This window comes from Enterobacter cloacae complex sp. SHL009, assembly GCF_049237205.1.
Taxonomy (GTDB): Bacteria; Pseudomonadota; Gammaproteobacteria; order Enterobacterales; family Enterobacteriaceae; genus Enterobacter; species Enterobacter cloacae_M.
Window position 1 is genome coordinate 225,772 of record NZ_JBMKIW010000004.1, and the last position, 26,097, is coordinate 251,868.

General features: G+C 57.6%; 25 protein-coding genes. 22 read left to right on the forward strand and 3 right to left on the reverse strand.

Annotated elements, in window-relative coordinates:
- The first annotated feature begins 242 nt into the window (after positions 1-242).
- From ACOTZC_RS12090 to sixA, 4 genes are all read left to right on the forward strand, one after another.
- Positions 243-527 (forward strand): YfcZ/YiiS family protein, encoded by a 285-nt coding sequence (locus ACOTZC_RS12090; RefSeq protein ID WP_126303501.1) that lies wholly within the window; start codon positions 243-245, stop codon positions 525-527.
- Positions 528-763: 236 nt separating this feature from the next.
- On the forward strand, positions 764-2,074 hold the full coding sequence (gene fadI / locus ACOTZC_RS12095; protein WP_047174229.1) for an acetyl-CoA C-acyltransferase FadI: 1,311 nt from the start codon (positions 764-766) through the stop codon (positions 2,072-2,074).
- The gene (fadJ, locus tag ACOTZC_RS12100; protein ID WP_248193772.1) at positions 2,074-4,221 is read left to right on the forward strand and encodes a fatty acid oxidation complex subunit alpha FadJ; all 2,148 of its coding nucleotides are present in this window, start codon (positions 2,074-2,076) and stop codon (positions 4,219-4,221) included. The genes fadI and fadJ overlap by 1 nt, the downstream gene beginning before the upstream one ends.
- A 209-nt stretch (positions 4,222-4,430) precedes the next feature.
- Positions 4,431-4,916: a phosphohistidine phosphatase SixA gene (gene sixA, locus ACOTZC_RS12105; RefSeq protein ID WP_023312580.1), complete on the forward strand. Its 486-nt coding sequence runs from the start codon at positions 4,431-4,433 to the stop codon at positions 4,914-4,916.
- 46 nt (positions 4,917-4,962) lie between these two features.
- Here the strand turns inward: sixA and smrB are convergent, their stop codons facing one another.
- Positions 4,963-5,514 (reverse strand): endonuclease SmrB, encoded by a 552-nt coding sequence (smrB, locus tag ACOTZC_RS12110; protein ID WP_033146105.1) that lies wholly within the window; start codon positions 5,512-5,514, stop codon positions 4,963-4,965.
- Positions 5,515-5,659: 145 nt separating this feature from the next.
- Here smrB and prmB point away from each other — a divergent pair, with 145 nt between their 5' ends.
- The 6 genes from prmB to ACOTZC_RS12140 are packed head-to-tail and all read left to right on the forward strand — an operon-like array spanning position 5,660 to position 10,208.
- Entirely contained in the window at positions 5,660-6,592 is a 933-nt protein-coding gene (gene prmB / locus ACOTZC_RS12115; RefSeq protein ID WP_023312578.1) for a 50S ribosomal protein L3 N(5)-glutamine methyltransferase, read from the forward strand.
- A 60-nt stretch (positions 6,593-6,652) separates the two neighbouring features.
- Positions 6,653-7,738 (forward strand): chorismate synthase, encoded by a 1,086-nt coding sequence (gene aroC / locus ACOTZC_RS12120; protein WP_047174231.1) that lies wholly within the window; start codon positions 6,653-6,655, stop codon positions 7,736-7,738.
- Between the two features lie 2 nt (positions 7,739-7,740).
- The gene (gene mepA, locus ACOTZC_RS12125) at positions 7,741-8,565 is read left to right on the forward strand and encodes a penicillin-insensitive murein endopeptidase (protein ID WP_045402648.1); all 825 of its coding nucleotides are present in this window, start codon (positions 7,741-7,743) and stop codon (positions 8,563-8,565) included.
- Positions 8,565-9,374 carry a sulfite exporter TauE/SafE family protein gene (locus ACOTZC_RS12130; RefSeq protein ID WP_045402650.1) on the forward strand — a complete coding sequence of 270 codons (810 nt, stop codon included), beginning with the start codon at positions 8,565-8,567 and terminating at the stop codon, positions 9,372-9,374. Before mepA ends, ACOTZC_RS12130 begins: the two co-directional genes overlap by 1 nt.
- Complete coding sequence (locus ACOTZC_RS12135) at positions 9,374-9,919, forward strand: elongation factor P hydroxylase (protein WP_047174232.1); 546 nt, start codon at positions 9,374-9,376, stop codon at positions 9,917-9,919. The genes ACOTZC_RS12130 and ACOTZC_RS12135 overlap by 1 nt, the downstream gene beginning before the upstream one ends.
- Before the next feature lie 13 nt (positions 9,920-9,932).
- Positions 9,933-10,208, forward strand: a complete 276-nt coding sequence (locus ACOTZC_RS12140) for a YfcL family protein (protein WP_047174233.1) — start codon at positions 9,933-9,935, stop codon at positions 10,206-10,208.
- Positions 10,209-10,265: 57 nt separating this feature from the next.
- On the opposite strand, the gene mnmC is transcribed toward ACOTZC_RS12140, so the two are convergent.
- Positions 10,266-12,263 (reverse strand): bifunctional tRNA (5-methylaminomethyl-2-thiouridine)(34)-methyltransferase MnmD/FAD-dependent 5-carboxymethylaminomethyl-2-thiouridine(34) oxidoreductase MnmC, encoded by a 1,998-nt coding sequence (gene mnmC, locus ACOTZC_RS12145; protein ID WP_047174234.1) that lies wholly within the window; start codon positions 12,261-12,263, stop codon positions 10,266-10,268.
- Between the two features lie 158 nt (positions 12,264-12,421).
- Between mnmC and fabB the strand changes: the two genes are divergently transcribed.
- Together fabB and ACOTZC_RS12155 are read left to right on the forward strand one after the other, a co-directional pair.
- Complete coding sequence (gene fabB / locus ACOTZC_RS12150) at positions 12,422-13,639, forward strand: beta-ketoacyl-ACP synthase I (RefSeq protein WP_023312571.1); 1,218 nt, start codon at positions 12,422-12,424, stop codon at positions 13,637-13,639.
- Between the two features lie 207 nt (positions 13,640-13,846).
- Positions 13,847-15,025 (forward strand): MFS transporter, encoded by a 1,179-nt coding sequence (locus ACOTZC_RS12155; RefSeq protein WP_047174235.1) that lies wholly within the window; start codon positions 13,847-13,849, stop codon positions 15,023-15,025.
- Positions 15,026-15,109: 84 nt separating this feature from the next.
- Here ACOTZC_RS12155 and flk read toward each other — a convergent pair whose 3' ends face one another.
- Positions 15,110-16,114, reverse strand: coding sequence for a flagella biosynthesis regulator Flk (gene flk, locus ACOTZC_RS12160; RefSeq protein WP_047652584.1), 1,005 nt, complete (start codon positions 16,112-16,114; stop codon positions 15,110-15,112).
- Between the two features lie 113 nt (positions 16,115-16,227).
- On the opposite strand from flk, the gene pdxB reads away from it, so the two are divergent.
- The 10 genes from pdxB to ACOTZC_RS12210 all read left to right on the forward strand — a co-directional run bounded on the left by pdxB (position 16,228) and on the right by ACOTZC_RS12210 (position 25,979).
- Positions 16,228-17,364, forward strand: coding sequence for a 4-phosphoerythronate dehydrogenase PdxB (gene pdxB, locus ACOTZC_RS12165; protein ID WP_047174237.1), 1,137 nt, complete (start codon positions 16,228-16,230; stop codon positions 17,362-17,364).
- A 67-nt stretch (positions 17,365-17,431) separates the two neighbouring features.
- On the forward strand, positions 17,432-18,445 hold the full coding sequence (locus ACOTZC_RS12170) for an aspartate-semialdehyde dehydrogenase (RefSeq protein WP_039263237.1): 1,014 nt from the start codon (positions 17,432-17,434) through the stop codon (positions 18,443-18,445).
- Entirely contained in the window at positions 18,445-19,257 is an 813-nt protein-coding gene (truA, locus tag ACOTZC_RS12175; protein WP_023312566.1) for a tRNA pseudouridine(38-40) synthase TruA, read from the forward strand. Before ACOTZC_RS12170 ends, truA begins: the two co-directional genes overlap by 1 nt.
- 28 nt (positions 19,258-19,285) lie before the next feature.
- Complete coding sequence (locus ACOTZC_RS12180) at positions 19,286-19,945, forward strand: DedA family protein (protein ID WP_045402676.1); 660 nt, start codon at positions 19,286-19,288, stop codon at positions 19,943-19,945.
- A gap of 154 nt (positions 19,946-20,099) precedes the next feature.
- Positions 20,100-21,005, forward strand: coding sequence for an acetyl-CoA carboxylase, carboxyltransferase subunit beta (gene accD / locus ACOTZC_RS12185; protein ID WP_023312564.1), 906 nt, complete (start codon positions 20,100-20,102; stop codon positions 21,003-21,005).
- A 70-nt stretch (positions 21,006-21,075) separates the two neighbouring features.
- Positions 21,076-22,344, forward strand: a complete 1,269-nt coding sequence (gene folC / locus ACOTZC_RS12190; RefSeq protein WP_109846067.1) for a bifunctional tetrahydrofolate synthase/dihydrofolate synthase — start codon at positions 21,076-21,078, stop codon at positions 22,342-22,344.
- Complete coding sequence (gene dedD, locus ACOTZC_RS12195; protein ID WP_163354042.1) at positions 22,334-23,026, forward strand: cell division protein DedD; 693 nt, start codon at positions 22,334-22,336, stop codon at positions 23,024-23,026. Before folC ends, dedD begins: the two co-directional genes overlap by 11 nt.
- 254 nt (positions 23,027-23,280) lie before the next feature.
- Positions 23,281-23,769, forward strand: a complete 489-nt coding sequence (gene cvpA / locus ACOTZC_RS12200; protein WP_000262116.1) for a colicin V production protein — start codon at positions 23,281-23,283, stop codon at positions 23,767-23,769.
- A gap of 33 nt (positions 23,770-23,802) precedes the next feature.
- Positions 23,803-25,320, forward strand: coding sequence for an amidophosphoribosyltransferase (purF, locus tag ACOTZC_RS12205; RefSeq protein WP_021241570.1), 1,518 nt, complete (start codon positions 23,803-23,805; stop codon positions 25,318-25,320).
- 89 nt (positions 25,321-25,409) lie between these two features.
- Positions 25,410-25,979: a UbiX family flavin prenyltransferase gene (locus ACOTZC_RS12210; protein ID WP_023312561.1), complete on the forward strand. Its 570-nt coding sequence runs from the start codon at positions 25,410-25,412 to the stop codon at positions 25,977-25,979.
- Positions 25,980-26,097: the final 118 nt, after the last annotated feature.

Sequence of the window (26,097 nt, forward strand, 5' to 3'; positions counted from 1 at the left end):
TGTTGCAAGTTTGTTTATTAATATTTTCAAACATGTTTCGTGAAACGAGATCTGGTTGGCAAAATTGTGACCATCGCGACTCACCCAAAAGGGTGGTTTTTGTTTTAGATCATTTTTTAGTGTGATATTGGTCACTTAACCGGTTTTGCGCCATTAACGGCTGGAGAGAGCCCGCGCCGGGGCGTAAAATATCAGCATCGTGTTTATCTCGCGCTCTGCGCGAATACAGAGGAAATTGAGCTATGAGTAAATGCAGTGCTGATGAAACCCCGGTTTGCTGCTGTATGGATGTTGGGACCATCATGGACAACTCCGATTGCACCGCGTCTTACAGCCGCGTGTTCGCTACCCACGCTGAAGCGGAAGAGACCCTGACCGCGCTGAGCAAGCGTGCGCGTGACGTTGAATCCGATCCGTGTGAAATCAAGTCAACCTTTACCGAAGTGGAAGGCGGCGTGAAGCTGGATATTGACTTTGTTTTCGCCTGCGAAGCGGAAACGCTGATTTTCCAGCTGGGCCTGCGTTAATTTCTGCGGTCGGATCCCTCTCCCTAACACTCTGCCACGGGAGAGGGCTCAAACATCAAAAACGGTAACCTCAGGGTTACCGTTTTGCTTTTATCACGCCGGCATTTTCTTTTTCTTCTCTGTGTTTTAGCTCGCACTTTTTCGTTTCCCCGATTGGCTGAATGTAAAAAAATGGTTAAGACTATTATCAGGTCAGACCACTTTATGTTGGCGAAAATTTTTTACAGGGGAGTGTTATGAGTCAGGCATTACCGCTTATTACCCGTCAGGGCGATCGCATTGCCATAGTCAGTGGATTGCGCACGCCGTTTGCGCGTCAGGCAACGGCGTTTCATGGCATACCGGCCGTTGACCTGGGCAAAATGGTAGTGGGGGAGATGCTGGCTCGCAGCGAAATTCCGCCGGAGGTTATCGAACAGCTGGTCTTCGGCCAGGTCGTGCAGATGCCTGAAGCTCCCAACATTGCGCGTGAAATCGTCCTGGGTACCGGGATGAACGTCCATACCGATGCCTACAGCGTCAGTCGCGCCTGCGCGACCAGCTTCCAGGCCGTGGCTAACGTCGCTGAAAGCCTGATGGCGGGTACGATTCGCGCCGGGATCGCGGGTGGAGCGGATTCCTCTTCGGTGCTGCCGATTGGCGTGAGTAAAAAGCTGGCGCGCATCCTGGTGGATGTCAATAAAGCCCGCACGACGGGTCAGAAACTCAAGCTCTTCTCGCGTTTACGCCTGCGCGACCTCATGCCCGTGCCGCCTGCCGTAGCGGAATACTCCACCGGCCTGCGCATGGGCGATACCGCCGAGCAGATGGCAAAAACGTACGGCATTACCCGCGAGCAGCAGGATGCCCTGGCGCATCGCTCGCACCAGCTTGCGGCAAAAGCCTGGTCGGAAGGCAAGCTGACCGACGAGGTCATGACCGCCTATATCCCCCCTTACCGTGAACCGCTCGCGGAGGACAACAATATTCGCGGCACCTCAACGCTGGCGGATTACGCCAAACTGCGCCCGGCGTTTGACCGCAAGCACGGCACGGTGACGGCGGCGAACAGTACGCCGCTGACGGATGGCGCCGCCGCCGTGATCCTGATGACCGAATCCCGCGCGAAGGAGCTGGGCATCACTCCCCTGGGCTACTTACGCAGCTATGCCTTCACCGCCATTGATGTCTGGCAGGACATGCTGTTAGGTCCGGCGTGGTCCACGCCGCTGGCGCTGGAGCGCGCGGGGCTGACGCTGGCCGATTTAACCCTGATTGATATGCACGAAGCGTTTGCCGCGCAAACCCTGGCAAACGTACAGCTGTTGGCAAGCGAGCGTTTCGCGCGCGATGTGCTGGGCCGCGCCCATGCCACGGGCGAAGTGGATCAGAGTAAATTCAACGTGCTGGGCGGCTCTATCGCCTACGGTCATCCGTTTGCCGCCACAGGGGCGAGGATGATCACGCAAACATTACATGAACTCCGTCGCCGCGGCGGAGGGTTTGGCCTCGTTACCGCCTGTGCGGCGGGTGGCCTTGGCGCAGCAATGGTTCTGGAGGCTGAATAATGGATATGCCATCTGCATTTAATCTGACGGTTCGCCTCGATAACGTGGCCGTTATCACTATTGATGTGCCTGATGAAAAGATGAATACCCTGAAGGCCGAATTTGGTGTTCAGGTGCGCGCGATGCTAAAGCAGATCCGCGACAACAAAGCGATTCGTGGTCTGGTCTTTATCTCTGCCAAGCCGGATAACTTTATCGCCGGCGCGGATATCAACATGATCGCCCGGGCGCAAAGCGCTCTGGAAGCCGAAGAGCTGGCGCGTCAGGGCCAGCAGGTGATGGCGGAGATCGGCGGCCTGCCGATCCCGGTCATTGCCGCAATCCACGGCGCTTGTCTGGGCGGTGGGCTTGAGCTGGCGCTGGCCTGTCACAGCCGGATTTGCACCGACGATGCGAAAACGATTCTGGGCCTGCCGGAAGTGCAGCTGGGCCTGCTGCCTGGCTCCGGCGGAACGCAACGGTTGCCGCGTCTGGTGGGCGTTAGCACGGCGCTGGAGATGATCTTAACCGGTAAACAGCTGCGTGCCCGTCAGGCGCTGAAAGCCGGTCTGGTCGATGACGTCGTGCCGCAGTCCATTTTGCTGGAGGCCGCCGTTGAGCTTGCGCTGAAAGGGCGTCAGGCAAAACGTCCTCTGCCGGTACGCGAGCGCGTGCTGGCCGGCCCGCTGGGAAGAACGCTCCTGTTCAACATGGTGGGCAAAAAGACCGAACAAAAAACCAAAGGCAATTACCCGGCGGCAAAGCGGATCCTGGAAGTGATCGAAACCGGGCTGTCGCAGGGCAGCAGCAGCGGCTATGCAGCGGAGGCCAAAGCCTTTGGCGAACTGGCGATGACGCCGCAGTCACAGGCGCTGCGCAGCATCTTCTTCGCCAGCACGGACGTGAAAAAAGATCCGGGCAGCGAGGCGCAGCCTGCGCCGCTGCGTGCCATTGGCGTACTGGGTGGGGGGCTCATGGGTGGCGGAATCTCTTTTGTTACCGCCAGCAAAGGCAAATTGCCTGTACGCATCAAAGACATTAATCCTAAGGGGATCAACCACGCGCTGCAGTACAGCTGGCAGAACCTTGATCAAAAGGTCAAGCGCCGCCATATCAAGGCGAGCGAGCGTGATAAAACCCTGGCGATGATCTCCGGTACAACGGATTACAGCGGTTTTGCGCACCGCGATCTGGTGATTGAAGCCGTGTTTGAAGATCTGGCGCTTAAGCAGCAGATGGTGGCAGACGTTGAGCAACATTGCGCCCCGCACACCATTTTTGCCTCCAATACGTCGTCATTGCCGATTGGCGATATCGCGGCGAAAGCCGCGCGTCCTGAGCAGGTGATTGGGCTGCACTTCTTTAGCCCGGTCGAAAAAATGCCGCTGGTGGAAGTTATTCCGCACGCGATTACCAGTCCGCAAACTGTTGCCACCGTGGTGAAGCTGGCGAAAAAACAGGGCAAAACCCCGATTGTGGTAGCGGACAAAGCTGGCTTCTACGTCAACCGCATTCTGGCTCCCTACATTAATGAAGCAATGCGGTTACTGACGGAAGGGGAGAAGATTGAGCACGTCGACGAGGCGCTGGTAAAGTTTGGTTTCCCCGTTGGCCCAATCCAACTTTTGGATGAGGTGGGAATAGACACCGGCACTAAAATTATACCAGTGCTTGAAGCCGCATATGGCGATCGTTTTAGCCCACCTGCAAACATTGTTTCTGCGATTTTGAAGGACGATCGCAAAGGCAGAAAAAATGAACGCGGTTTCTATCTTTACGGCGCGAAAGGGCGTAAAAGCAGGAAACAGGTCGACCCTTCGGTATATGGACTCATTTCGACTACGGGTCAGGGAAAACTCTCTGCCGTTCAGTGCGCTGAGCGCTGCGTGATGATGATGCTCAATGAAGCGGCGCGCTGTTTTGATGAGCAGGTAATCAAGAGCGCGCGCGATGGCGACATTGGCGCGGTATTTGGCATTGGCTTCCCGCCGTTCCTTGGCGGCCCGTTCCGTTACATGGATACGCTCGGCGCGGGTGAAGTGGTTGCTATCCTGCAACGTCTGGCTTCGCAATATGGTCCACGGTTTACACCGTGTGACGAATTATTGCAGATGGCGGAACGCGGCCAGACATTTTGGCCTGCAAGGGAAACTGTCCTCGTAAGCTGAGGTCAAAGAAGGGTAAATCCTGAAGTGAATGGACCTGTTCTGGCGATTTTGTAAACAGAGATTGACTATACTTACGCCATTGAGGTAAAAAACAGCGTTTCATTCACCGAATGGATCAGGCACAATGCCCGGCCATCGGGTTTTCTACCTCTTAGCATTTATCGCGGGTAGTTAACGCCGGTGATTCTGGTTAACAAAAGCGGTGCAATATGCAAGTTTTTATCATGCGTCACGGCGACGCGGCACTCGATGCCGCCAGTGACTCAGTACGTCCTTTGACCGTCTGCGGCTGCGACGAATCTCGTCTGATGGCGACCTGGCTTAACGGTCAAAAAGTGGACATTGAACGCGTTCTGGTGAGTCCGTTCCTGCGTGCAGAACAGACGCTGGAGGTGGTAGGGGAGTGTATGAACCTGCCGACCAGTGTGGATGTTCTGCCTGAACTCACCCCGTGTGGCGATGTAGGCCTTGTCAGCGCTTATCTTCAGGCGCTGTGCAATGAAGGTGTCGCTTCCGCGCTGGTCATTTCCCACCTGCCACTGGTTGGCTATCTGGTATCTGAGCTGTGCCCGGGCGAGACCCCGCCGATGTTCACGACATCCGCCATTGCCAATGTTTCTCTCGACGAAACGGGCAAAGGCGTCTTCAACTGGCAAATGAGCCCGTGCAACCTGAAGATGGCAAAAGCGATCTGACGTGACGTGCGATATGGCGGGGGGCAATGTGCTTCCCGCCATTCTGTCAGGGCAACTCTGGCGGCTGCCACTCTTCCACTTCAATCAACACCAGCAACGCGGCATCTCCGCCGTACTCTTTCGGTGCCTGATGAAAAGCCATTACGTGTGGGTGCTGAGCCAGCCACAGCGGCGTCTGTTGCTTCAGAATATGTTTACCGTGGCCGTGCATCACGCAGGCGCAAAAAACGTGTTCGCGGCGACAGGCCGCGATCAACGCGCCCAGCTCCTGTTTCGCCTGCATCTGCGTTAAGCCGTGGAGATCGAGAAACAGCTCCGGCGAGTAATCTCCGCGGCGTAACTTTTTCAGCTCAAAATGGCTGACGTCTTCGCGCACGTACTTCACGGCCCCCTGCGTATTGAGCAGCGGCTGAAATTCATCTGAAAAATAGTGGCTGTTATCGGCCTGCTCCTGCAGAAGACGCTTGACCGGTACTTCGCTGATTTTTTTACGCAGCGGGCGATGGACGATGGTGTCCTGCGTGATTTTCCGCGTCCCGGTCATTAGCTGGCGGAAGAGCGCCTGATCCTCCTCGCTGAGCGATGTTTTCTTTTTCATTCGTCATTCTCATCTCGTATTTCCGATAGTGTACCCGACTAAACGCATTTTTTAACCTCAAGCAGTACGCGTCATTGCTGATTTATCGCCGTCTTCATGGCAAACTAGCCGCCGAAAATTATGCGAGCATGCCCTGGAGGAAAGAGTGGATAAAATATTTGTCGATGAAGCAGTAAACGAGCTGCATACCATACAGGACATGTTGCGCTGGTCGGTTAGCCGCTTCAGCGCCGCCAATATCTGGTACGGACACGGTACCGATAACCCGTGGGATGAGGCCGTGCAGCTGGTGCTGCCGTCTCTCTATCTGCCGCTGGATATTCCTGAAGACATGCGCACCGCGCGCCTGACCTCCAGCGAAAAACACCGCATCGTTGAGCGTGTGATCCGCCGCGTGAACGAGCGCATTCCGGTCGCCTACCTGACCAACAAAGCCTGGTTCTGCGGTCACGAGTTCTATGTCGATGAACGCGTGCTGGTGCCGCGCTCGCCGATTGGCGAGCTGATCAACAACCATTTCGAAGGTCTGATTAACCATCAGCCGCAGCATATTCTGGATATGTGTACCGGTAGCGGCTGTATCGCCATCGCCTGTGCTTACGCCTTCCCGGAAGCGGAAGTTGACGCCGTCGATATCTCCACCGACGCGCTGGCCGTGACCGAGCACAACATTGAAGAGCACGGTCTGATCCATCACGTTACGCCGATTCGCTCCGACCTGTTCCGCGATCTGCCGACGCTGCAGTACGATCTGATCGTTACCAACCCGCCGTACGTCGATGCGGAAGACATGTCCGATCTGCCGAACGAATACCGTCACGAGCCGGAGCTCGGTCTGGCGTCAGGCTCTGACGGCCTGAAGCTGACGCGCCGCATTCTGGCCTGCGCGCCGGATTACCTGACCGACGACGGCGTTCTGATTTGTGAAGTGGGCAACAGCATGGTACATCTGATAGAGCAGTACCCGGATGTGCCGTTCACCTGGCTTGAGTTCGACAACGGCGGTGACGGCGTCTTTATGCTGACCAAAGCGCAGCTGCTCGACGCGCGCGAACACTTCAGCATCTATAAAGATTAATCCAGCGGGCTTCGGCCCGTTTCACAACGCTCAAACACAAACAACAACATCGGAGCCGTGATGGCAGGAAACAGTATTGGACAGTTATTCCGCGTGACCACCTTTGGCGAGTCACACGGGCTGGCGCTGGGCTGTATCGTTGATGGCGTACCGCCAGGCATCGAACTGACCGAAGCCGATTTACAGCACGACCTCGACCGTCGTCGCCCGGGCACCTCTCGCTACACCACGCAGCGTCGCGAGCCGGACCAGGTCAAAATTCTCTCCGGCGTCTTTGAAGGTCGCACCACCGGGACCAGCATCGGTCTGCTGATCGAAAACACCGATCAGCGCTCCCAGGACTACGGCGCCATCAAAGACGTCTTCCGTCCGGGCCACGCCGACTACACCTACGAACAAAAGTATGGCTTCCGCGACTATCGCGGCGGCGGACGTTCTTCCGCGCGTGAAACCGCGATGCGCGTGGCGGCAGGGGCGATTGCTAAGAAATACCTGCAGCAGAAATTTGGCATCGTTATCCGCGGCTGTCTGACCCAGATGGGCGACATTCCGCTGGCGATCAAGGACTGGGAGCAGGTTGAACAAAACCCGTTCTTCTGCGCCGATGCCGACAAGCTTGAGGCGCTGGACGAACTGATGCGCGGCCTGAAAAAAGAGGGCGACTCCATTGGCGCGAAAGTGACCGTGGTGGCAGACGGCGTCCCGGCGGGCTGGGGCGAGCCGGTATTTGACCGTCTCGACGCCGACATTGCCCACGCGCTGATGAGCATCAACGCGGTGAAGGGCGTAGAGATTGGCGACGGCTTTGACGTGGTTCAGCTTCGCGGCAGCCAAAACCGCGATGAGATTACGAAAGCGGGCTTCCAGAGCAACCATGCGGGCGGCATCCTGGGCGGTATCAGCAGCGGGCAGCAGATTGTTGCCAATATCGCGCTGAAGCCAACTTCCAGCATTACCGTGCCGGGCCACACGATTAACCGCGATGGCGAAGAAGTTGAGATGATCACCAAAGGACGTCACGATCCGTGCGTGGGGATCCGCGCGGTGCCGATCGCGGAAGCGATGCTGGCGATCGTGCTGATGGATCACTTCCTGCGCCAGCGCGCGCAGAATGCGGATGTGACGACCACCATTCCACGCTGGTAAACATGAAAAAAACCGCAATTGCTCTGCTGGCGCTGCTTGCCAGTGGAGCCAGTCTGGCCGCGACGCCATGGCAAAAAATCACTCATCCGGTGGCGGGGAGCGCGCAGTCCATTGGCGCCTTTTCCAACGGCTGTATCGTCGGTGCCCAGGAGCTTCCTCTCCAGTCTGATACCTATCAGGTGATGCGCACCGATCAGCGACGTTATTTCGGCCACCCGGATCTGGTGCTGTTCATCCAGCGGCTGGGCAATCAGGTGCATAACCTGGGGCTGGGCACGATGCTGATTGGCGATATGGGAATGCCTGCCGGCGGCCGTTTTAACGGTGGACACGCCAGCCACCAGACCGGACTGGATGTCGATATCTTCCTGCAGCTGCCGAAAGCCCGCTGGACCTCCGCCCAACTGCTGAAACCGCAGGCGCTGGATCTGGTGGCGAGCGACGGTAAGCGCGTTGTGCCATCACTCTGGACGCGGGACGTATCCAGCATGATCAAGCTGGCGGCAGAAGATAATGACGTCACGCGGATTTTCGTCAACCCGGCCATCAAGCAGCAGCTCTGCCTGGATGCCGGAACCGATCGCGACTGGCTGCGTAAAGTGCGCCCGTGGTTCCAGCATCGTGCGCACATGCACGTTCGTCTGCGCTGCCCGGCGAACAGCCTGGAATGTGAGGATCAGCCGCTGCCACCGCCTGGCGATGGTTGCGGTTACGAACTGCAAAGCTGGTTTGAACCGGCAAAACCTGGAACCTCTAAGCCTGAGAAGAAGACACCGCCTCCGTTGCCGCCTTCCTGCCAGGCGCTACTGGATGAGCATGTACTTTAATGGATAATTTCGTCGATCTGTTTATGGTGTCACCGCTGCTGCTGGTGGTGCTGTTCTTTGTGGCCATGCTGGCCGGTTTTATCGACGCGCTCGCGGGCGGCGGCGGGTTGTTAACCGTGCCCGCGCTGCTGGCGGCGGGCATGAGCCCGGCGCAGGCGCTTGCCACCAACAAGCTGCAGGCCTGCGGCGGCTCGCTCTCGGCGTCGCTTTATTTTATCCGCCGTAAGGTGGTGAGCCTGGCCGATCAGAAGCTCAATATCCTGATGACCTTTATCGGCTCCACGTCGGGCGCGCTGCTGGTTCAGCACGTGCAGTCCGATATTTTGCGCCAGATCCTGCCGATTCTGGTCATCTGCATCGGGCTTTACTTCCTGCTGATGCCAAAGCTCGGTGAAGAAGACCGCCAGCGTCGCCTGTACGGCCTGCCGTTTGCCCTGGTTGCCGGGGGCAGCGTGGGTTTTTACGACGGTTTCTTCGGGCCGGGGGCGGGTTCATTTTATGCGCTGGCGTTCGTGACGCTGGCCGGGTTTAACCTCGCCAAATCCACCGCCCATGCCAAAGTGCTCAACGCGACCTCAAACGTCGGCGGCCTGCTGCTGTTTATCATTGGCGGCAAGGTTATCTGGGCAACCGGATTTGTGATGATGGCAGGGCAGTTCCTGGGCGCTCGCGCGGGCTCGCGTCTGGTATTAAGCAAAGGACAAAAACTTATTCGCCCGATGATCGTCATCGTCTCGGCCGTAATGAGCGCCAAACTTCTTTATGACAGCCATGGACAGGAGATCCTCATCTGGTTGGGGATGCACTAATGAACAGTACGCATAAATACGAACAGCTGATTGAGATTTTCGACGGCTGTTTTGCTGACGATTTTAATACCCGTCTGATTAAAGGCGACGACGAACCGATCTATCTTCCTGCTGATGCAGATGTTCCGTATAACCGCATCGTCTTTGCCCACGGCTTTTATGCCAGCGGCTTGCACGAGATTTCGCACTGGTGCATCGCGGGGAAAGCGCGGCGCGAGCTGGTGGACTTCGGTTACTGGTACTGCCCGGACGGACGTGATGCCGCCACTCAGGGCCAGTTTGAAGATGTGGAAGTGAAACCGCAGGCGCTGGAATGGCTATTCTGCGTCGCGGCGGGTTTCCCGTTCAACGTCAGCTGCGACAACCTCGAAGGCGACTTCGAGCCAGACCGTATCGTCTTCCAGCGCCGCGTTCACGCGCAGGTGATGGAATATCTTGAGAAAGGCATCCCCGAACGTCCGGCACGCCTGATCGAGGCCTTACAGAATTATTACCACACGCCGGTTATCACGGCGGAATGCTTCCCTTGGCCGGAAGATCTTTAACAGAGGAAAGAAGATGATCGCAGAATTTGAATCACGCATTCTGGCGTTAATTGATGACATGGTGGAACACGCCAGTGATGATGAGCTGTTCGCCAGCGGTTATCTGCGTGGTCACCTGACGCTCGCGGTAGCCGAGCTGGAAGCGGGGGACGATCACTCTGCCGACGCCGTTCACGCCGAAGTGGCCCGCAGTCTGGAGAAAGCCATTCAGGCCGGAGAGCTCTCTCCGCGCGACCAGTCTCTGGTGCTGAGCATGTGGGACAATTTATTCCAGCAGGCTAAACGCTAAGCCGCCACCTTCTCTTCCCTCTCCCTGTGGGAGAGGGTGAGGGCACCAGACCGCACCCTACTTAACCTTCTTCCCCTTCAGCAGTTTCCGTACCCACAATCGATTCGGATTCAGCCCCGCAAGCGTAACCCTGTCCAGCGGAATCGGCTCGCCGCTCATTTGCGCGGCTAACACTTCTGCCAGCAGCGGTGCGGAACAGAGCCCGCGAGATCCTAATCCACCCAGCATAAACAGCTCCGGATACACCGGCGAGGCCGCCACCGTTTCCTTGCGTTCAGCAAGATCCTGATAGGCCTCAAGAGTCGCATCATAGTCCGGCACATTTCCCGCCATCGGCAGATGATCGCGGGTGGCGCAGCGCACGCCGCAGCGCGCGTCACCCTCGCTGACGTCAACCTCTTTCGCCCACGCCGCATCCGGGAAGCAGTCAATCAGGCGCTGGCGGTTCTGAGCCTGATCCGCTTCGCTGTAGCGCATATCCGTTTCGCCACGATGATAGCTGGCCCCGATGCAGTGGTGGCCGTTAGACGGATTTTGCGGCGTCAGATAGCCGTCATAGCACAGCACCTGACGCAGTTTGCTCAGTTCAGGCGCGGAAGGAATATGGCTTACCTGGCCGCCGACCGGATAAACCGGCAATGACTCTGTCTGGATAAACTGGCTGATGTGATGCCCGTTTGCCAGCACAACGCTGGCATGACTCGCCTCTTTGCCATCGGCAAAATGCAGATTCCAGCGTTCTGTCCGGCTCAACGATTCAACCTTGCGAGCATAATGCGCCGTCAGCCCGCGCGACTGCGCCAGGGCAATGGCTGCCGCGGTCAGTTCAGCCGGGCACAGCCAGCCGCCGAGCGGATACTGAATGCCCCCACACCAGGTTTCCACGCCAGCGGTCTCTGCCACCTCTTGCGCACTTACCGCACGGGCAATCTCGTCAGGCAGACCCAGCGACAGCATCTGCGTGATTTTTTGCTGGCTCTTTTCATCCCAGCCGAGCTGCGTCACGCCGCACCAGTCATGGTCAAACGCCACCGGCAGGGCATCGTACAGGCGACGAGCGAAGGTAAATGCCGCCGGGAAAAAACGGAACAGGGCCGGGTCGTGCGCGCTTAAAAGCGGATAGAGCGCCCCCTGGCGGTTGCCGGACGCGCCGCTTGCTGGCGCGTCGTCAGCACAGTAGAGCGTGACCTGCCAGCCGCGGTGGAGAAGCGCGAGAGACAGCAGGGCGCTGGCGATCCCCCCGCCAACTATCGCCACCTCACGTGATGCGCTGGCGTGGCGCGCAAACCAGGGTGCACTGGCGGGGATATCCAGCGTCTGCTCCATTCTGCCGACCAGCATGTCGCGCTTGCGGCCAAAACCTTTGGTCTTCTGCATGGTAAAGCCCGCCTCCTGCAGTCCGCGGCGGACAAAGCCTGCCGAGGTGAAGGTGGCAAGCGTTGCGCCCGGGCGCGCCAGGCGCGCCATCGCGCTAAACAGATGCTGGCTCCACATGTCCGGGTTTTTGGCGGGGGCAAAGCCGTCAAGGAACCAGGCGTCCACCGTCTGATTCATCGAATCATCGAGCGTATCGGTCAGGTCATTGATGTCGCCAAGCCATAAATCCAGCGTCACGCGTCCGCCGTCCAGAATCAGACGGTGGCAGCCGCCGATGTGGGGCGGCCACTGCGCCTGAAGCTGCTCCGCCCAGGCTGCAAGCTCTGGCCAGCGCTGATGAGCGAGCCGCAGATCGTGCGCGGTGAGCGGGAATTTTTCGAAACTGATGAAATGTAATCTTTGTAGCGTAGCCTCAGGGTGGGCAGCGTGAAACTGGTCAAACGCCTGCCAGAGGGTCAGAAAATTGAGCCCGGTGCCGAATCCGCTTTCCGCGACCACAAACAGGTTCCGCGAATGCTCCGGGAAGCGGGTGCTGAGCTGGTTTCCGTCGAGGAAAACATAGCGAGTTTCTTCGAGTCCGTTATCATTAGAAAAATAGACGTCATCAAAATCTCGGGAAACAGGTGTACCCTCAGCGTTGAATTCGAGGTTGGCGGGTTGTATAGCGTTTTGTTTCACGTAAGTTACTCGTCTGACAGGCAGTGGCACGATCTTAACGATGTGAGTCCATCGGTGCAAATTTCCGCAGAAAATGTCTGATCGGACTTGTTCGGCGTACAAGTGTACGCTATTGTGCGACTCGAAACTTACTATAGTGCGACTTACAGAGGTATTGAATGAAACGTGCAGTGATTACTGGCCTGGGCATTGTTTCCAGCATCGGTAATAACCAGCAGGAAGTCCTGGCATCTCTGCGTGAAGGACGCTCCGGGATCACTTTCTCTGAAGAGTTTAAAGATTCAGGTATGCGTAGCCACGTATGGGGTAATGTCAAACTGGACACCACCGGTTTGATTGACCGCAAAGTGGTTCGTTTCATGAACGATGCCTCTATTTATGCTTATCTCTCCATGCAGGAAGCGATCAAAGATTCCGGCCTGAGCGAAGAGGTTTATCAGAACAACCCGCGCGTGGGTCTGATCGCCGGTTCCGGCGGCTCATCAAAAGCGCAGGTATTCGGCGCTGACGCAATGCGTAGCCCGCGTGGTCTGAAAGCAGTAGGTCCGTACGTGGTAACCAAAGCCATGGGTTCTGCGGTTTCCGCGTGCCTGGCGACCCCATTCAAAATCCACGGTGTGAACTACTCCATCAGCTCCGCGTGTGCGACCTCCGCGCACTGCATCGGTAATGCTGTTGAGCAGATCCAGCTGGGTAAACAGGACATCGTATTTGCTGGCGGCGGCGAAGAGCTGGGCTGGGAAATGGCCTGTGAATTCGACGCGATGGGCGCACTGTCCACCAAATACAATGAAACCCCGGATAAAGCCTCCCGTACCTATGATGCGCACCGTGACGGTTTCGTTATCGCTGGCGGCGGCGGTATGGTTGTGGTTGAAGAGCTGGAGCATGCTCTGGCACGTGGCGCGCATATCTACGCTGAAATCGTGGGCTACGGTGCGACGTCTGACGGCGCCGACATGGTTGCGCCATCCGGCGAAGGCGCGGTGCGCTGCATGAAGATGGCGATGCACGGCGTTGACACCCCAATCGACTACCTGAACTCCCACGGTACCTCTACTCCGGTAGGCGACGTGAAAGAACTGGGTGCGATCCGTGAAGTCTTCGGCGACAACAGCCCGGCGATCTCCGCGACCAAAGCCATGACCGGCCACTCGCTGGGTGCGGCTGGCGTGCAGGAAGCGATCTACTCTCTGCTGATGCTGGAAAACGGCTTCATCGCGCCAAGCATCAACATTGATGAGATGGACGAGCAGGCTGCTGGCCTGAACATCGTGACCAAACCAATGGACGCGACGCTGACCACCGTCATGTCAAACAGCTTCGGCTTTGGTGGCACCAACGCCACGCTGGTTATGCGTAAGTTGAAAGCATAAGTTTTACGTTTGATTCCGAAAGGGAGCCATAAGGCTCCCTTTTTTATGCATTGACAAGCGGCTGATCTCACAGGCAAACTTCACCCCTCAACATTATCCTCACGATAATGCGTAAGCGTTTAACGTCAACCAACGCACCTTAATCCTGATTATCAGGTAGAGGGGGCGTGGCATTTCCCCGCCTTACTCTTCATTTCGGAGTAAAGCATGACTGCAGTAACTCAAACAGAAACAACCTCTTCAGCGAACGTCTCGCTGTTCCGTATCGCTTTCGCGGTATTTCTGACCTATATGACCGTTGGCCTGCCGCTGCCGGTGATCCCGCTGTTCGTTCATCAGGAGCTTGGCTATGGCAACACCATGGTCGGCATTGCCGTGGGCATTCAGTTTTTAGCCACGGTATTGACCCGCGGCTACGCCGGACGGCTGGCGGATCAGCACGGTGCAAAACGCTCGGCGTTACAGGGGATGTTTGCCTGTGGGCTGGCGGGCGGCGCATGGCTGCTGGCTGCTCTCCTGCCGGTAGACGCCGCGTATAAGTTTGCGCTGCTGGTGCTGGGCCGTTTAATCCTGGGCTTTGGTGAAAGCCAGCTGCTGACCGGCACCCTGACCTGGGGAATGGGGCTGGTGGGGCCCGCACGCTCCGGCAAGGTGATGTCCTGGAACGGTATGGCCATCTATGGCGCGCTGGCCGCAGGCGCACCGCTTGGGCTGCTGATCAATAGCCAGTTTGGGTTTGCGGCGCTGGCTGCCATCACGATGGCTTTACCCCTGCTGGCGTGGGCGTTTAACGGTTCGGTGCGTAAGGTGCCCGCGCACAAAGGCGAGCGACCTTCCCTGTGGAGCGTGGTCGGCCAGATCTGGCAGCCGGGTCTTGGCCTGGCGCTGCAGGGTGTGGGTTTTGCGGTGATCGGTACCTTCGTCTCGCTCTATTTTATGAGCCGCGGCTGGGCGATGGCCGGTTTTACGCTTACTGCGTTTGGCGGCGCGTTTGTGCTGATGCGTGTCTTCTTCGGCTGGATGCCGGATCGCTTTGGCGGCGTGAAGGTGGCGGTGGCGTCGCTGGTGATTGAAACCATCGGTCTGCTGCTGCTGTGGAATGCACCCGTGGCATCCGTTGCGCTGCTTGGCGCGGCGCTGACCGGCTGCGGCTGTTCACTGATCTTCCCGGCGCTGGGCGTTGAAGTGGTGAAGCGCGTGGCCCCGCAGGTGCGCGGTACGGCGCTGGGCGGATATGCGGCGTTTCAGGATATCTCATACGGGGTAACCGGACCGCTGGCCGGGGTGTTAGCCACCTCGTTTGGTTATCCGTCCGTCTTTCTGGCCGGTGCGGTTTCTGCGGTGGTTGGGATCGTGGTGACGCTGGTGGCGTTTCGCAGATCGTAGTTTTTGCCCGGTGGCGCTTCGCTTACCGGGCCTACAACCGCACTAGCCGTAGGCTGGGTAAGGCGAAGCCGCCACCCGGCAGTGTTAAGCAACCAGCCAGAAAATCGCCAGCGCAATCAGTAGCGCAATAAACATCAATCCCGGACGTGCAGAGAGCGTTCTGAACGTCTCCACGACTGGCGCAAACAGCGGGCTGTAGATCGGCTGAATGTTTCTCACCTCCGGCACGCCGCCCTCGCGCTCGGCGCGGCGAACGAAGATTTGATTGAGCAGATCCTGCACCTGCGCGGTGGTCAGTACCGTTTGCGGCGTGGCCTGCCAGTTTTGCTGGGCGTAATCACGAATGACTTCAAACTCGTGCGGCTCAAGCGGCTGCTTCAGTGCCGCCTGGACGGTATGCAGGGTAGGGGCATTCTGGGTGCTGAGCGTCTGGCGCGCCTGAAGCCAGGTCACCAGATGCGTAAACTGTTTGGCCGGGATTAACTCACCCGCCTTCACGCCGGACAGCTCCAGCATGGATTGCCAGATAAGCTTCGTCGGCTCGCCGGTGGCCGCTGCCAGCTTCGTCACCATCTGCTTGAGCGTATTGTGCTCCGCGGGCAGCAGCGGACGCTCGGTCGCCGGGCGCACCTGTGGCTGCGGAATAGACAGCTCGTTATTCTGCAGCAGGGTCAGCACGGTTTTGAGCTGGTCGGGCGTCAGCTGGCCCAGCGCGGTCTGACCATACTGCTGGCGAATAAAATCACTTACCGCCTGGCGGTTATTTCCCTGACCCAGCAGCTCCGTCAGCTGAGAAACAATCTGGCGGGTGGTGTGGTTCTGCTGCGCGGTCGTAATACGCTGGTTCAGATTTTGTTCGGCCGCCGGGAAATGGCGCGACTGCAGCGGTGCGTCGTTTCTCACGCCTAAATCATGCTTTACCCCGGCCCAGACTTCCGCGTTCTGCTGCGAAGTCAGCGCAATCAGGCGCGTGATCAGTCGCTCCAGCACGGTGCGCTGTTGCGTGGATAGCGGTTGTTCACCGGCAACGTTTGGCGTGACCGGGCCTTCACCCGGAGGGCGTGGCGGCGTACCTGAAATGGGCTGCATCGTCAAAAATCCTTAAAGTCAAAACTCAGCGTAAACCTGGCAGACGTATATGCCTGGCGGCCAGATTATGGCACACTTGGCAGGTTTTCTTCCTCTCAAACAGGTACTCAGACGTGAAAATCCTCGTTGATGAAAATATGCCTTACGCCCGTGAGCTATTTAGCCGCCTGGGTAACGTAAAGGCTGTTCCTGGTCGCCCGATCCCGGTCAACGAACTGGACGATGCCGACGCCCTGATGGTGCGCTCGGTGACCAAAGTAAATGAGGCGTTGCTCGCCGGTAAGGCGATTAAGTTCGTTGGGACCGCAACGGCAGGGACCGATCATGTGGATGATAAATGGCTGAAGCAGGCCGGAATCGGTTTTTCCGCAGCGCCGGGCTGTAACGCCATCGCCGTTGTGGAATACGTTTTCTCCTCCCTGCTGATGCTGGCCGAGCGCGACGGTTTTGCGCTGAAGGACCGCACCGTGGGGATTGTCGGCGTGGGTAACGTCGGCGGGCGCCTGCAAAAGCGCCTGGAAGCGTTAGGGATCCGCACGCTGCTGTGCGATCCGCCGCGTAAAGACAACGGCGATGACGGGGATTTCCGCTCGCTGGATGAGCTGGTTGAACAGTGTGACGTGCTGACTTTCCACACGCCGCTGTTTAAAGAGGGGCCGTATAAGTCGCTGCATCTTGCTGACGAGGCGCTGATCCGTCGTCTGAAGGCTGGCACTATTCTGATAAATGCCTGCCGTGGCCCGGTCGTAGATAACGCTGCGCTGCTGACATGCCTGAACGAAGGACAAGACCTCAGCGTGGTGCTGGACGTTTGGGAGCCGGAGCCGGATCTCAACGTTGAGCTGCTTAGCAAGGTGGACGTGGGCACGGCGCATATCGCCGGTTATACCCTGGAAGGCAAAGCACGCGGTACCACGCAGGTCTTCGAAGCCTACAGCGCTTTTATCGGCCATCCGCAGCAGGTGGCGCTGGATACCTTACTCCCCGCGCCTGAATTTGGCCGCATTACCCTGCACGGCCCGCTCGATCAGGCAACGCTGAAAAGGCTGGTGCATTTGGTGTATGATGTGCGCCGCGATGATGCGCTGCTGCGTAAAGTGGCGGGGATCCCGGGTGAGTTTGATAAGCTGCGCAAGAACTACGTTGAGCGCCGCGAGTGGTCTTCCCTGTATGTAATGTGCGACGACGCGTCGGCGGCGACGCTGCTGCATAAGCTGGGATTTAACGCCGTTCATCACCCGGCGCATTAATGTCTTCTTAATGCTCCCTGTCGGATACTCCGACAGGGACGCTTTTTTATTTCTGGAGTAAACCACCATGTCTGAAGGCTGGAACATTGCCATTTTAGGTGCCACGGGTGCCGTGGGCGAAGCCCTGCTCGAAACCCTTGCTGAGCGTCAGTTCCCGGTGGGCGATATCTATGCGCTGGCCCGTACCGACAGCGCAGGTGAGCATCTGCGTTTTAACGGTAAATCCGTCATGGTCCAGGACGCGGCCGCGTTCGACTGGACGCAGGCGCAGCTGGCGTTTTTCGCCGCGGGCGCTGAAGCGACGGCTGCGTACGTTGAAGAGGCGACCAACGCAGGCTGCCTGGTGATCGACCTGAGCGGTCTGTTCTCAATGGAGCCGGATGTGCCGCTGGTGGTGCCGGACGTGAACCCGTTTGTGCTGGCTGACTACCGCAACCGTAACGTTATTGCGGTTCCGAACAGCCTCACCAGCCAGCTGCTGACCGCGCTGAAACCGCTGATCGACGACGGCGGCCTGTCGCGCATTACCGTCACCAGCCTGCTGTCCGCGTCCGCGAACGGCAAAAAGGCCGTTGACGCGCTGGCCGGGCAGAGCGCGAAGCTGCTGAACGGTATCCCGATTGACGAAGATGATTTCTTTGGTCGCCAGCTGGCGTTCAACATGCTGCCGCTGCTGCCGGACCGCGAGGGCTCCGTGCGCGAAGAGCGTCGTATCGTCGATGAAGTGCGTAAAATTCTGCAGGACGATGGCCTGATGATCTCCGCGAACGTCGTGCAGTCCCCAGTCTTCTACGGCCACGCGCAGATGGTCGGCTTTGAAGCCCTTCGTCCGCTGGCGGCAGAAGAGGCGCGCGACGCGTTTGGCCGCGGTGAAGACATCGTGCTCTCTGAAGAGAGCGAGTTCCCGACCCAGGTGGGTGATGCCACCGGTAGCGCGCATCTTTCCGTTGGCTGCGTGCGTAACGATTACGGCATGCCGGAGCAGGTTCAGTTCTGGTCCGTTGCCGATAACGTTCGCTTCGGCGGCGCGCTGATGGCGGTCAAAATCGCTGAAAAACTGGTGCAGGAGTACCTGTACTGATGTCAGACGTGGAACAAAAGCCGGTCCATAGAATTGCCCTCGGAATTGAGTACGATGGCAGTAAATATTATGGCTGGCAGCGTCAGAACGAGGTGCGCAGCGTCCAGGAGAAGCTGGAGAAAGCGCTCTCTCAGGTGGCAAACGAGCCGATCAACGTCCTGTGCGCGGGCCGTACGGACGCGGGTGTTCACGGTACGGGGCAGGTGGTTCACTTTGAAACCACCGCCGTGCGTAAGGATGCCGCCTGGACGCTGGGTGTAAATGCGAATTTGCCTGGTGACATTGCGGTGCGTTGGGTAAAAGCTGTGCCGGATGATTTTCACGCGCGCTTCAGCGCCACGGCGCGTCGCTACCGTTATGTCATCTATAACCAGCGCCTGCGTCCGGCGGTGTTAAGCCAGGGCGTGACGCATTTTTATGAACCGCTTGATGCGGAACGTATGCATCGCGCGGCGCAGTGTCTGATTGGTGAAAATGACTTTACGTCGTTTCGTGCGGTGCAGTGTCAGTCCCGCACGCCGTGGCGAAACGTCATGCACATAAACGTCAGCCGTTTTGGCGCGTATGTGGTGGTGGATATCAAAGCCAATGCCTTTGTACATCATATGGTTAGGAATATTGTGGGCAGCCTGATGGAAGTGGGTGCCGGACACCAGCCGGAGAGCTGGATTGCAGACCTGCTGGCAGCGAAGGACAGAACGCTTGCGGCAGCCACGGCGAAAGCGGAAGGATTGTATCTGGTCTCAGTAGACTATCCGGATCGATTTGACCTGCCGAAACCGCCAATGGGCCCGCTATTTTTAGCGGACTAAACAAAGGTGCAATTAGGGCTTAGACAATATGGACGTAATACGTTTTCTGATTGATTTCATCCTGCATATTGATGTTCACCTGGCGGAGCTGGTCGCGCAGTATGGCGTCTGGGTTTATGCCATTCTGTTCCTCATTCTGTTTTGTGAAACCGGACTGGTCGTTACCCCATTCCTGCCAGGGGATTCACTGCTGTTCGTTGCCGGGGCGTTATCGGCGCTGCCCACTAACGATCTGAACGTGCACCTTATGGTGATACTGATGGTGATTGCCGCCATTGTCGGTGATGCGGTCAACTACACGATTGGACGGGTATTCGGTGAGCGGCTGTTCAGCAATCCGGATTCGAAAATTTTCCGCCGCAGCTATTTAGACAAAACCCATGCGTTTTATGAACGCCATGGTGGAAAAACCATTATCCTTGCGCGTTTTGTGCCTATTGTGCGTACATTTGCACCGTTTGTGGCGGGAATGGGGCATATGTCCTATCGTCATTTTGCGGCATACAACGTGGTTGGCGCGCTGCTGTGGGTACTGCTGTTTACCTACGCAGGCTATCTGTTTGGCGATCTCCCGGTGGTGCAGGAAAACCTTAAGTTACTGATTGTAGCGATTATTGTGCTTTCCGTACTGCCGGGCGTTATCGAAATTATTCGTCACAAACGTGCGGCGGCAAAACAAGCGAAGTAAATGCACGCTGGCGGTTCGACCACTTTTTTATCCAAAGTTTCGGGCTGTTATGTTTTAATGTGCAACATTCATGGTCTGTTGGAGGCAAAAATGGCATTATTCGCCTCTTATAGCAAAACTGGCATACGACCAGGTTCAGGCAGAAAGGTTATCAATGAGCTGGATTGAACGAATTAAAAGCAACATTACCCCAACGCGCAAAGCGAGCATTCCTGAAGGGGTATGGACGAAGTGTGATAGCTGCGGTCAGGTTCTGTACCGCGCAGAGCTGGAGCGCAACCTTGAGGTGTGTCCGAAGTGTGACCACCATATGCGTATGTCGGCGCGCAACCGCCTGCATAGCCTGCTGGACGAAGGCTCTCTGGTAGAGCTGGGTAGCGAACTTGAGCCAAAAGACGTGCTGAAGTTCCGCGATTCCAAAAAATACAAAGATCGTCTGGCCTCTGCACAGAAAGAGACCGGCGAGAAAGATGCGCTGGTCGTTATGAAAGGCACCCTGCATGGGATGCCGGCTGTTGCCGCTGCGTTTGAGTTCTCCTTTATGGGCGGCTCAATGGGCTCCGTGGTCGGTGCGCGCTTCGTGCGTGCCGTTGAGCAGGCGCTGGAAGACAACTGTCCGCTGATCTGCTTCTCTGCCTCCGGCGGTGCGCGTATGCAGGAAGCGCTGATGTCGCTGATGCAGATGGCGAAAACCTCTGCTGCGCTGGCGAAGATGCAGGAGCGCGGTCTGCCGTACATCTCCGTGCTGACCGACCCAACCATGGGCGGCGTCTCCGCGAGCTTCGCGATGCTGGGCGATCTGAACATCGCTGAGCCAAAAGCGCTGATCGGCTTTGCCGGTCCTCGCGTTATCGAGCAAACCGTTCGTGAAAAACTGCCGCCGGGCTTCCAGCGCAGTGAGTTCCTCATTGAGAAAGGCGCTATCGATATGATCGTCCGCCGTCCGGAAATGCGCCTGAAGCTGGCGAGCATCCTGGCGAAGCTGATGAATCTGCCAGCGCCGAACCCGGATGAGCCGCGCGAAGGCGTGGTGGTACCGGATCAGGAACCCGAGGCCTGATAACTGAAAAGGGCAGGGCCGGTTGGCGCTGCCCTTTTGCTTTCTAATCTGTTAATGACAACCGGGCATTATGGAAAATAAAAGCATTCCCCAAGCCACGTCGCCCCTGGCCGCGTGGCTTTCTTATCTGGAAAACCTGCACAGTAAAACCATCGATATGGGGCTTGAGCGCGTAAGCCAGGTCGCCGCGCGTCTTGATGTGCTCAAACCGGCACCTTTCGTGTTCACCGTCGCGGGTACCAACGGTAAAGGCACGACCTGCCGCACGCTGGAATCTGTCCTGATGGCCGCGGGTTACAAAGTTGGTGTGTACAGCTCTCCACACCTGGTCCGCTACACCGAGCGCGTTCGCGTGCAGAACAGCGAGCTGCCGGAATCGGCGCATACGGCGTCGTTCGCGGAAATTGAAGCCGCACGCGGTGAGATCTCATTAACCTATTTTGAATACGGCACCCTGTCGGCGCTGTGGCTGTTCAAACAGGCGCAGCTGGATGTCGTGATCCTTGAGGTCGGCCTCGGCGGACGTCTTGATGCGACCAATATGGTGGATGCGGACGTGGCGGTGGTCACCAGCATCGCGCTGGACCATATCGACTGGCTGGGACCGGATCGTGAAAGCATTGGCCGCGAGAAGGCAGGTATTTTCCGGGCGAATAAACCCGCCGTGGTCGGCGAGCCGGACATGCCGTACACCATTGCTGACGTGGCAAACGAGAAGGGCGCGCGTCTGCTGCGCCGCGGCGTTGACTGGCAGTATGAGGTTCAGGATAACGGCTGGCGCTTCAGCGATGGGCAGGGTGCGCTGGACAACCTGCCGCTGCCGCAGGTGCCGCAGCCGAACGCGGCAACCGCGCTGGCGGCACTGCGCGCCAGCGGCCTCGTGGTCAGCGAGCGGGCGATCCGCGACGGTATTCAGAGCGCAATTCTGCCCGGGCGTTTCCAGATTGTCAGCGAGTCACCGCGCCTGATTCTGGACGTGGCGCATAACCCGCATGCGGCGGCGTATCTCGCGGGACGTCTCAAATCGTTACCAAAAACCGGGCGCGTGCTGGCGGTTATCGGTATGCTTCATGATAAAGATATCGGCGGGACGCTGGCCTGCATGGAGACTGTGGTCGATAGCTGGTATTGTGCTCCTCTGGAGGGGCCGCGCGGCGCGACGGCTGAGCAGCTGATGGAACATCTCGGCAAAGGCGCAATCTATAGTAGCGTGGCTCAGGCCTGGCATGCCGCGATGGCGGATGCTAAACCAGAAGATACCGTGCTGGTGTGTGGTTCATTCCACACGGTGGCACATGTCATGGAAGTGATGGACGCGGGGAGAACCGGTGGCGAGTAAGTTTCAGAACCGTTTAACAGGAACCATTGTGCTGGTCGCGCTCGGGGTGATTATTCTCCCGGGTCTGCTCGACGGGCAGAAAAAGCATTATCAGGATGAGTTTGCCGCTATTCCGCTGGTGCCGAAACCGGGTGACCGCGATGAGCCTGATATGCTGCCAGCGGCGACGCAGGCGCTGCCTGCTCAGCCTCCGGAAGGGGCGGCGGAAGAGGTGCGTGCAGGCGATGCCGCCGCACCGTCGCTCGATCCGTCACGCCTGGCGGCAGCGAGCAGCAGCGATATCGATCCGGTGCCGGTAGAGCAGCCTAAACCTGTTGAAAAACCGAAGCCGGTTGAGAAGCCGCAGCCGCAGTCAAAACCGCAGCGGGATAAAGCCGCAGAGCAGCTGGCTGCCGCGTCAGAAGCCCCGCCGCCGGCAAAACAAGACGCAGCGCCGACCGGAAAAGCATACGTTGTGCAGCTCGGCGCGCTGAAAAACGCCGATAAGGTCAACGAGGTCGTGAGCAAACTGCGCAGTGCGGGATATCGTGTTTACACTTCACCTTCCACGCCGGTGCAGGGTAAAATTACCCGTATCCTCGTGGGGCCAGAAGCGTCCAAAGATAAGCTTAAAGGTTCGCTCGGTGAGCTGAAGCAAATCTCCGGCCTGAGCGGTGTGGTGATGGGCTACAGCGCGAACTGATAAGATCTACCCCTCACCCTAACCCTCTCCCCAGAGGGGCGAGGGGATGGTTTGCTCCCTCTCCCTTGAGGGAGAGGGCTGGGGTGAGGGGGAATGGCAGACGTCCAAAGAGACGTAATGAGCCAACGGCGTTGAACATTTTTTCAGCGCCTTTTTTATTTACGCGCGGGAAGGAAATCCCTACGCAAACGTTTTCTTTTTCTGTTAGAATTCGCCCCGAACTGGATGACAGGGCGTTAAATCGTGGGACACATATGGTCTGGATTGATTACGCCATCATTGCGGTGATTGGTTTTTCCTGTCTGGTTAGCCTGATCCGTGGCTTTGTTCGTGAAGCGTTATCGCTGGTAACCTGGGGTTGTGCTTTCTTTGTTGCCAGTCATTACTACACTTACCTGTCTGTCTGGTTCACGGGCTTTGAAGATGAACTGGTCCGAAACGGAATTGCCATCGCGGTGCTGTTTATCGCAACGCTGATTGTCGGCGCTATCGTGAATTACGTGATAGGTCAGCTGGTCGAGAAAACCGGTCTGTCAGGAACGGACAGGGTGCTCGGGATCTGTTTCGGAGCGTTACGAGGCGTGCTGATTGTGGCCGCGATCCTGTTCTTCCTGGATACCTTCACCGGGTTCTCCAAAAGCGAAGACTGGCAGAAATCGCAGCTCATTCCAGAGTTCAGCTTCATCATCAGATGGTTCTTTGACTATCTGCAAAGCTCGTCGAGTTTTTTGCCCAGGGCATAAACCCTGAGATGTGGCTTAACGAGGAAAAGACGAATGTGCGGTATTGTCGGTATCGCCGGTTTCATGCCGGTAAACCAGTCGATTTATGACGCGTTAACGGTGCTTCAGCACCGTGGGCAGGATGCTGCGGGTATCATCACCATTGATGCAAACAACTGCTTCCGTTTACGCAAGGCCAATGGCCTGGTAAACGATGTGTTTGAAGCCCGCCATATGCAGCGTCTGCAAGGTAATATGGGGATCGGTCACGTTCGTTATCCTACTGCTGGCAGTTCCAGCGCCTCTGAGGCACAGCCTTTCTACGTCAACTCACCGTATGGCATCACCCTTGCTCATAACGGCAACCTGACCAACGCGCATGAGCTGCGTAAAAAGCTGTTCGAAGAGAAACGTCGCCACATTAACACCACCTCTGATTCTGAAATCCTGCTCAATGTGTTCGCCAGCGAGCTGGATAACTTCCGTCACTACCCGCTGGAAGCAGACAACATCTTTGCTGCCATTGCCGCGACCAACCGCCAGATCCGCGGCGCGTACGCCTGCGTGGCGATGATTATCGGTCACGGAATGGTAGCCTTCCGCGATCCAAACGGCATTCGTCCCCTGGTGCTCGGTAAGCGCGACCTCGGCGATGGCCGTACCGAATACATGGTTGCCTCTGAGAGCGTGGCGCTGGATACCCTGGGCTTCGAGTTCCTGCGTGACGTTGCGCCGGGCGAAGCGGTCTATATCACCGAGAAGGGCCAGCTGTTTACCCGCCAGTGTGCCGATAATCCGGTCAGCAACCCGTGCCTGTTTGAATACGTTTACTTCGCCCGCCCGGATTCCTTCATCGACAAGATTTCCGTCTACAGCGCGCGCGTCAACATGGGCACGAAGCTGGGCGAGAAAATTGCCCGCGAGTGGGACGATCTCGACATCGACGTGGTTATTCCTATCCCGGAAACCTCCTGCGATATCGCGCTGGAGATCGCCCGCATTCTGGATAAGCCATACCGTCAGGGCTTCGTGAAGAACCGCTACGTTGGCCGCACCTTTATCATGCCGGGCCAGCACCTGCGCCGTAAGTCCGTGCGCCGCAAGCTGAACGCCAACCGCGCGGAATTCCGCGACAAGAACGTTCTGCTGGTGGATGACTCCATCGTTCGCGGCACCACCTCTGAGCAGATTATCGAGATGGCGCGCGAAGCGGGTGCGAAGAAAGTCTACCTGGCCTCTGCCGCGCCGGAGATTCGCTTCCCGAACGTGTACGGCATCGATATGCCAACCGCCAACGAGCTGATCGCTCACGGCCGTGAAGTGGATGAAATTCGCCAGATCATCGGTGCCGACGGCCTGATTTTCCAGGATCTGAACGATCTCATTGACGCGGTGCGTGCCGAGAACCCGGAAATTCAGCAGTTTGAATGCTCCGTGTTCAACGGTATTTACGTGACCAAAGACGTTGACCAGCAGTACCTCGACTATCTTGATTCGCTGCGCAACGACGATGCGAAAGCCGTCCAGCTGCAGAACGATCTCGAAAGCTTAGAGATGCACAACGAAGGTTGATGCTCCGGCAAGTGAGGGCGAATGCCCTCACTTGCAACTCCCCGCAAAATCCTGCACAGTCTGCCCTGAAATCAGTAAGGGCGAAAATCATGAAACGACTCATTGTTGGGCTCAGCGGCGCCAGCGGCGCGATCTACGGCGTACGTCTGTTACAGGTTCTGCGTAGCGTGGCGGAAGTCGAGACCCATCTGGTGATGAGCCAGGCGGCGCGGCAGACCCTCTCTCTGGAAACCGATCTCTCCCTGCGCGATGTTCAGGCACTGGCAGACGTGGTTCACGATGCCCGTGATATCGCCGCCAGCATCTCCTCAGGCTCGTTTAAAACGGCCGGCATGGTTATCCTGCCCTGTTCCATTAAAACGCTCTCCGGCATTGTGAACAGCTATACCGACACCCTGGTGACGCGCGCGGCGGATGTGGTGCTGAAGGAGCGTCGTCCTCTTGTGCTCTGCGTGCGGGAAACGCCGCTGCATCTCGGTCATCTGCGCTTAATGACGCAGGCTGCGGAGCTGGGGGCCGTCATCATGCCGCCGGTTCCGGCGTTTTATCATCGCCCGACCTCGCTGGATGACGTGATTAATCAGACCGTTAACCGCGTGCTGGATCAGTTTGACATCGACCTGCCCGAAGATCTCTTCACCCGCTGGCAAGGGGCCTGATTCTGTGCACAAACAGAGTGCATGAAAAGAGACGTTGCCCTGTTTCAGGGCAATTATGCAACGGCGATCATATCCTCGACATTTAATTCGTTTTTTCCCTTTTTCTCTTTCCGGTTCG

Coding starts and splice junctions, on each gene's coding strand:
- ACOTZC_RS12170 (WP_039263237.1), top strand. CDS start 17,432: ATGTCTGAAGGCTGGAACATTGCCATTTTAGGTGCCACGGGTGCCGTG.
- fadI (WP_047174229.1), top strand. CDS start 764: ATGAGTCAGGCATTACCGCTTATTACCCGTCAGGGCGATCGCATTGCC.
- ACOTZC_RS12210 (WP_023312561.1), top strand. CDS start 25,410: ATGAAACGACTCATTGTTGGGCTCAGCGGCGCCAGCGGCGCGATCTAC.
- fadJ (WP_248193772.1), top strand. CDS start 2,074: ATGGATATGCCATCTGCATTTAATCTGACGGTTCGCCTCGATAACGTG.
- cvpA (WP_000262116.1), top strand. CDS start 23,281: ATGGTCTGGATTGATTACGCCATCATTGCGGTGATTGGTTTTTCCTGT.
- smrB (WP_033146105.1), bottom strand. CDS start 5,514: ATGAAAAAGAAAACATCGCTCAGCGAGGAGGATCAGGCGCTCTTCCGC.
- ACOTZC_RS12090 (WP_126303501.1), top strand. CDS start 243: ATGAGTAAATGCAGTGCTGATGAAACCCCGGTTTGCTGCTGTATGGAT.
- ACOTZC_RS12140 (WP_047174233.1), top strand. CDS start 9,933: ATGATCGCAGAATTTGAATCACGCATTCTGGCGTTAATTGATGACATG.
- aroC (WP_047174231.1), top strand. CDS start 6,653: ATGGCAGGAAACAGTATTGGACAGTTATTCCGCGTGACCACCTTTGGC.
- folC (WP_109846067.1), top strand. CDS start 21,076: ATGGAAAATAAAAGCATTCCCCAAGCCACGTCGCCCCTGGCCGCGTGG.
- flk (WP_047652584.1), bottom strand. CDS start 16,114: ATGCAGCCCATTTCAGGTACGCCGCCACGCCCTCCGGGTGAAGGCCCG.
- ACOTZC_RS12180 (WP_045402676.1), top strand. CDS start 19,286: ATGGACGTAATACGTTTTCTGATTGATTTCATCCTGCATATTGATGTT.
- sixA (WP_023312580.1), top strand. CDS start 4,431: ATGCAAGTTTTTATCATGCGTCACGGCGACGCGGCACTCGATGCCGCC.
- ACOTZC_RS12155 (WP_047174235.1), top strand. CDS start 13,847: ATGACTGCAGTAACTCAAACAGAAACAACCTCTTCAGCGAACGTCTCG.
- purF (WP_021241570.1), top strand. CDS start 23,803: ATGTGCGGTATTGTCGGTATCGCCGGTTTCATGCCGGTAAACCAGTCG.
- fabB (WP_023312571.1), top strand. CDS start 12,422: ATGAAACGTGCAGTGATTACTGGCCTGGGCATTGTTTCCAGCATCGGT.
- ACOTZC_RS12135 (WP_047174232.1), top strand. CDS start 9,374: ATGAACAGTACGCATAAATACGAACAGCTGATTGAGATTTTCGACGGC.
- accD (WP_023312564.1), top strand. CDS start 20,100: ATGAGCTGGATTGAACGAATTAAAAGCAACATTACCCCAACGCGCAAA.
- ACOTZC_RS12130 (WP_045402650.1), top strand. CDS start 8,565: ATGGATAATTTCGTCGATCTGTTTATGGTGTCACCGCTGCTGCTGGTG.
- mepA (WP_045402648.1), top strand. CDS start 7,741: ATGAAAAAAACCGCAATTGCTCTGCTGGCGCTGCTTGCCAGTGGAGCC.
- truA (WP_023312566.1), top strand. CDS start 18,445: ATGTCAGACGTGGAACAAAAGCCGGTCCATAGAATTGCCCTCGGAATT.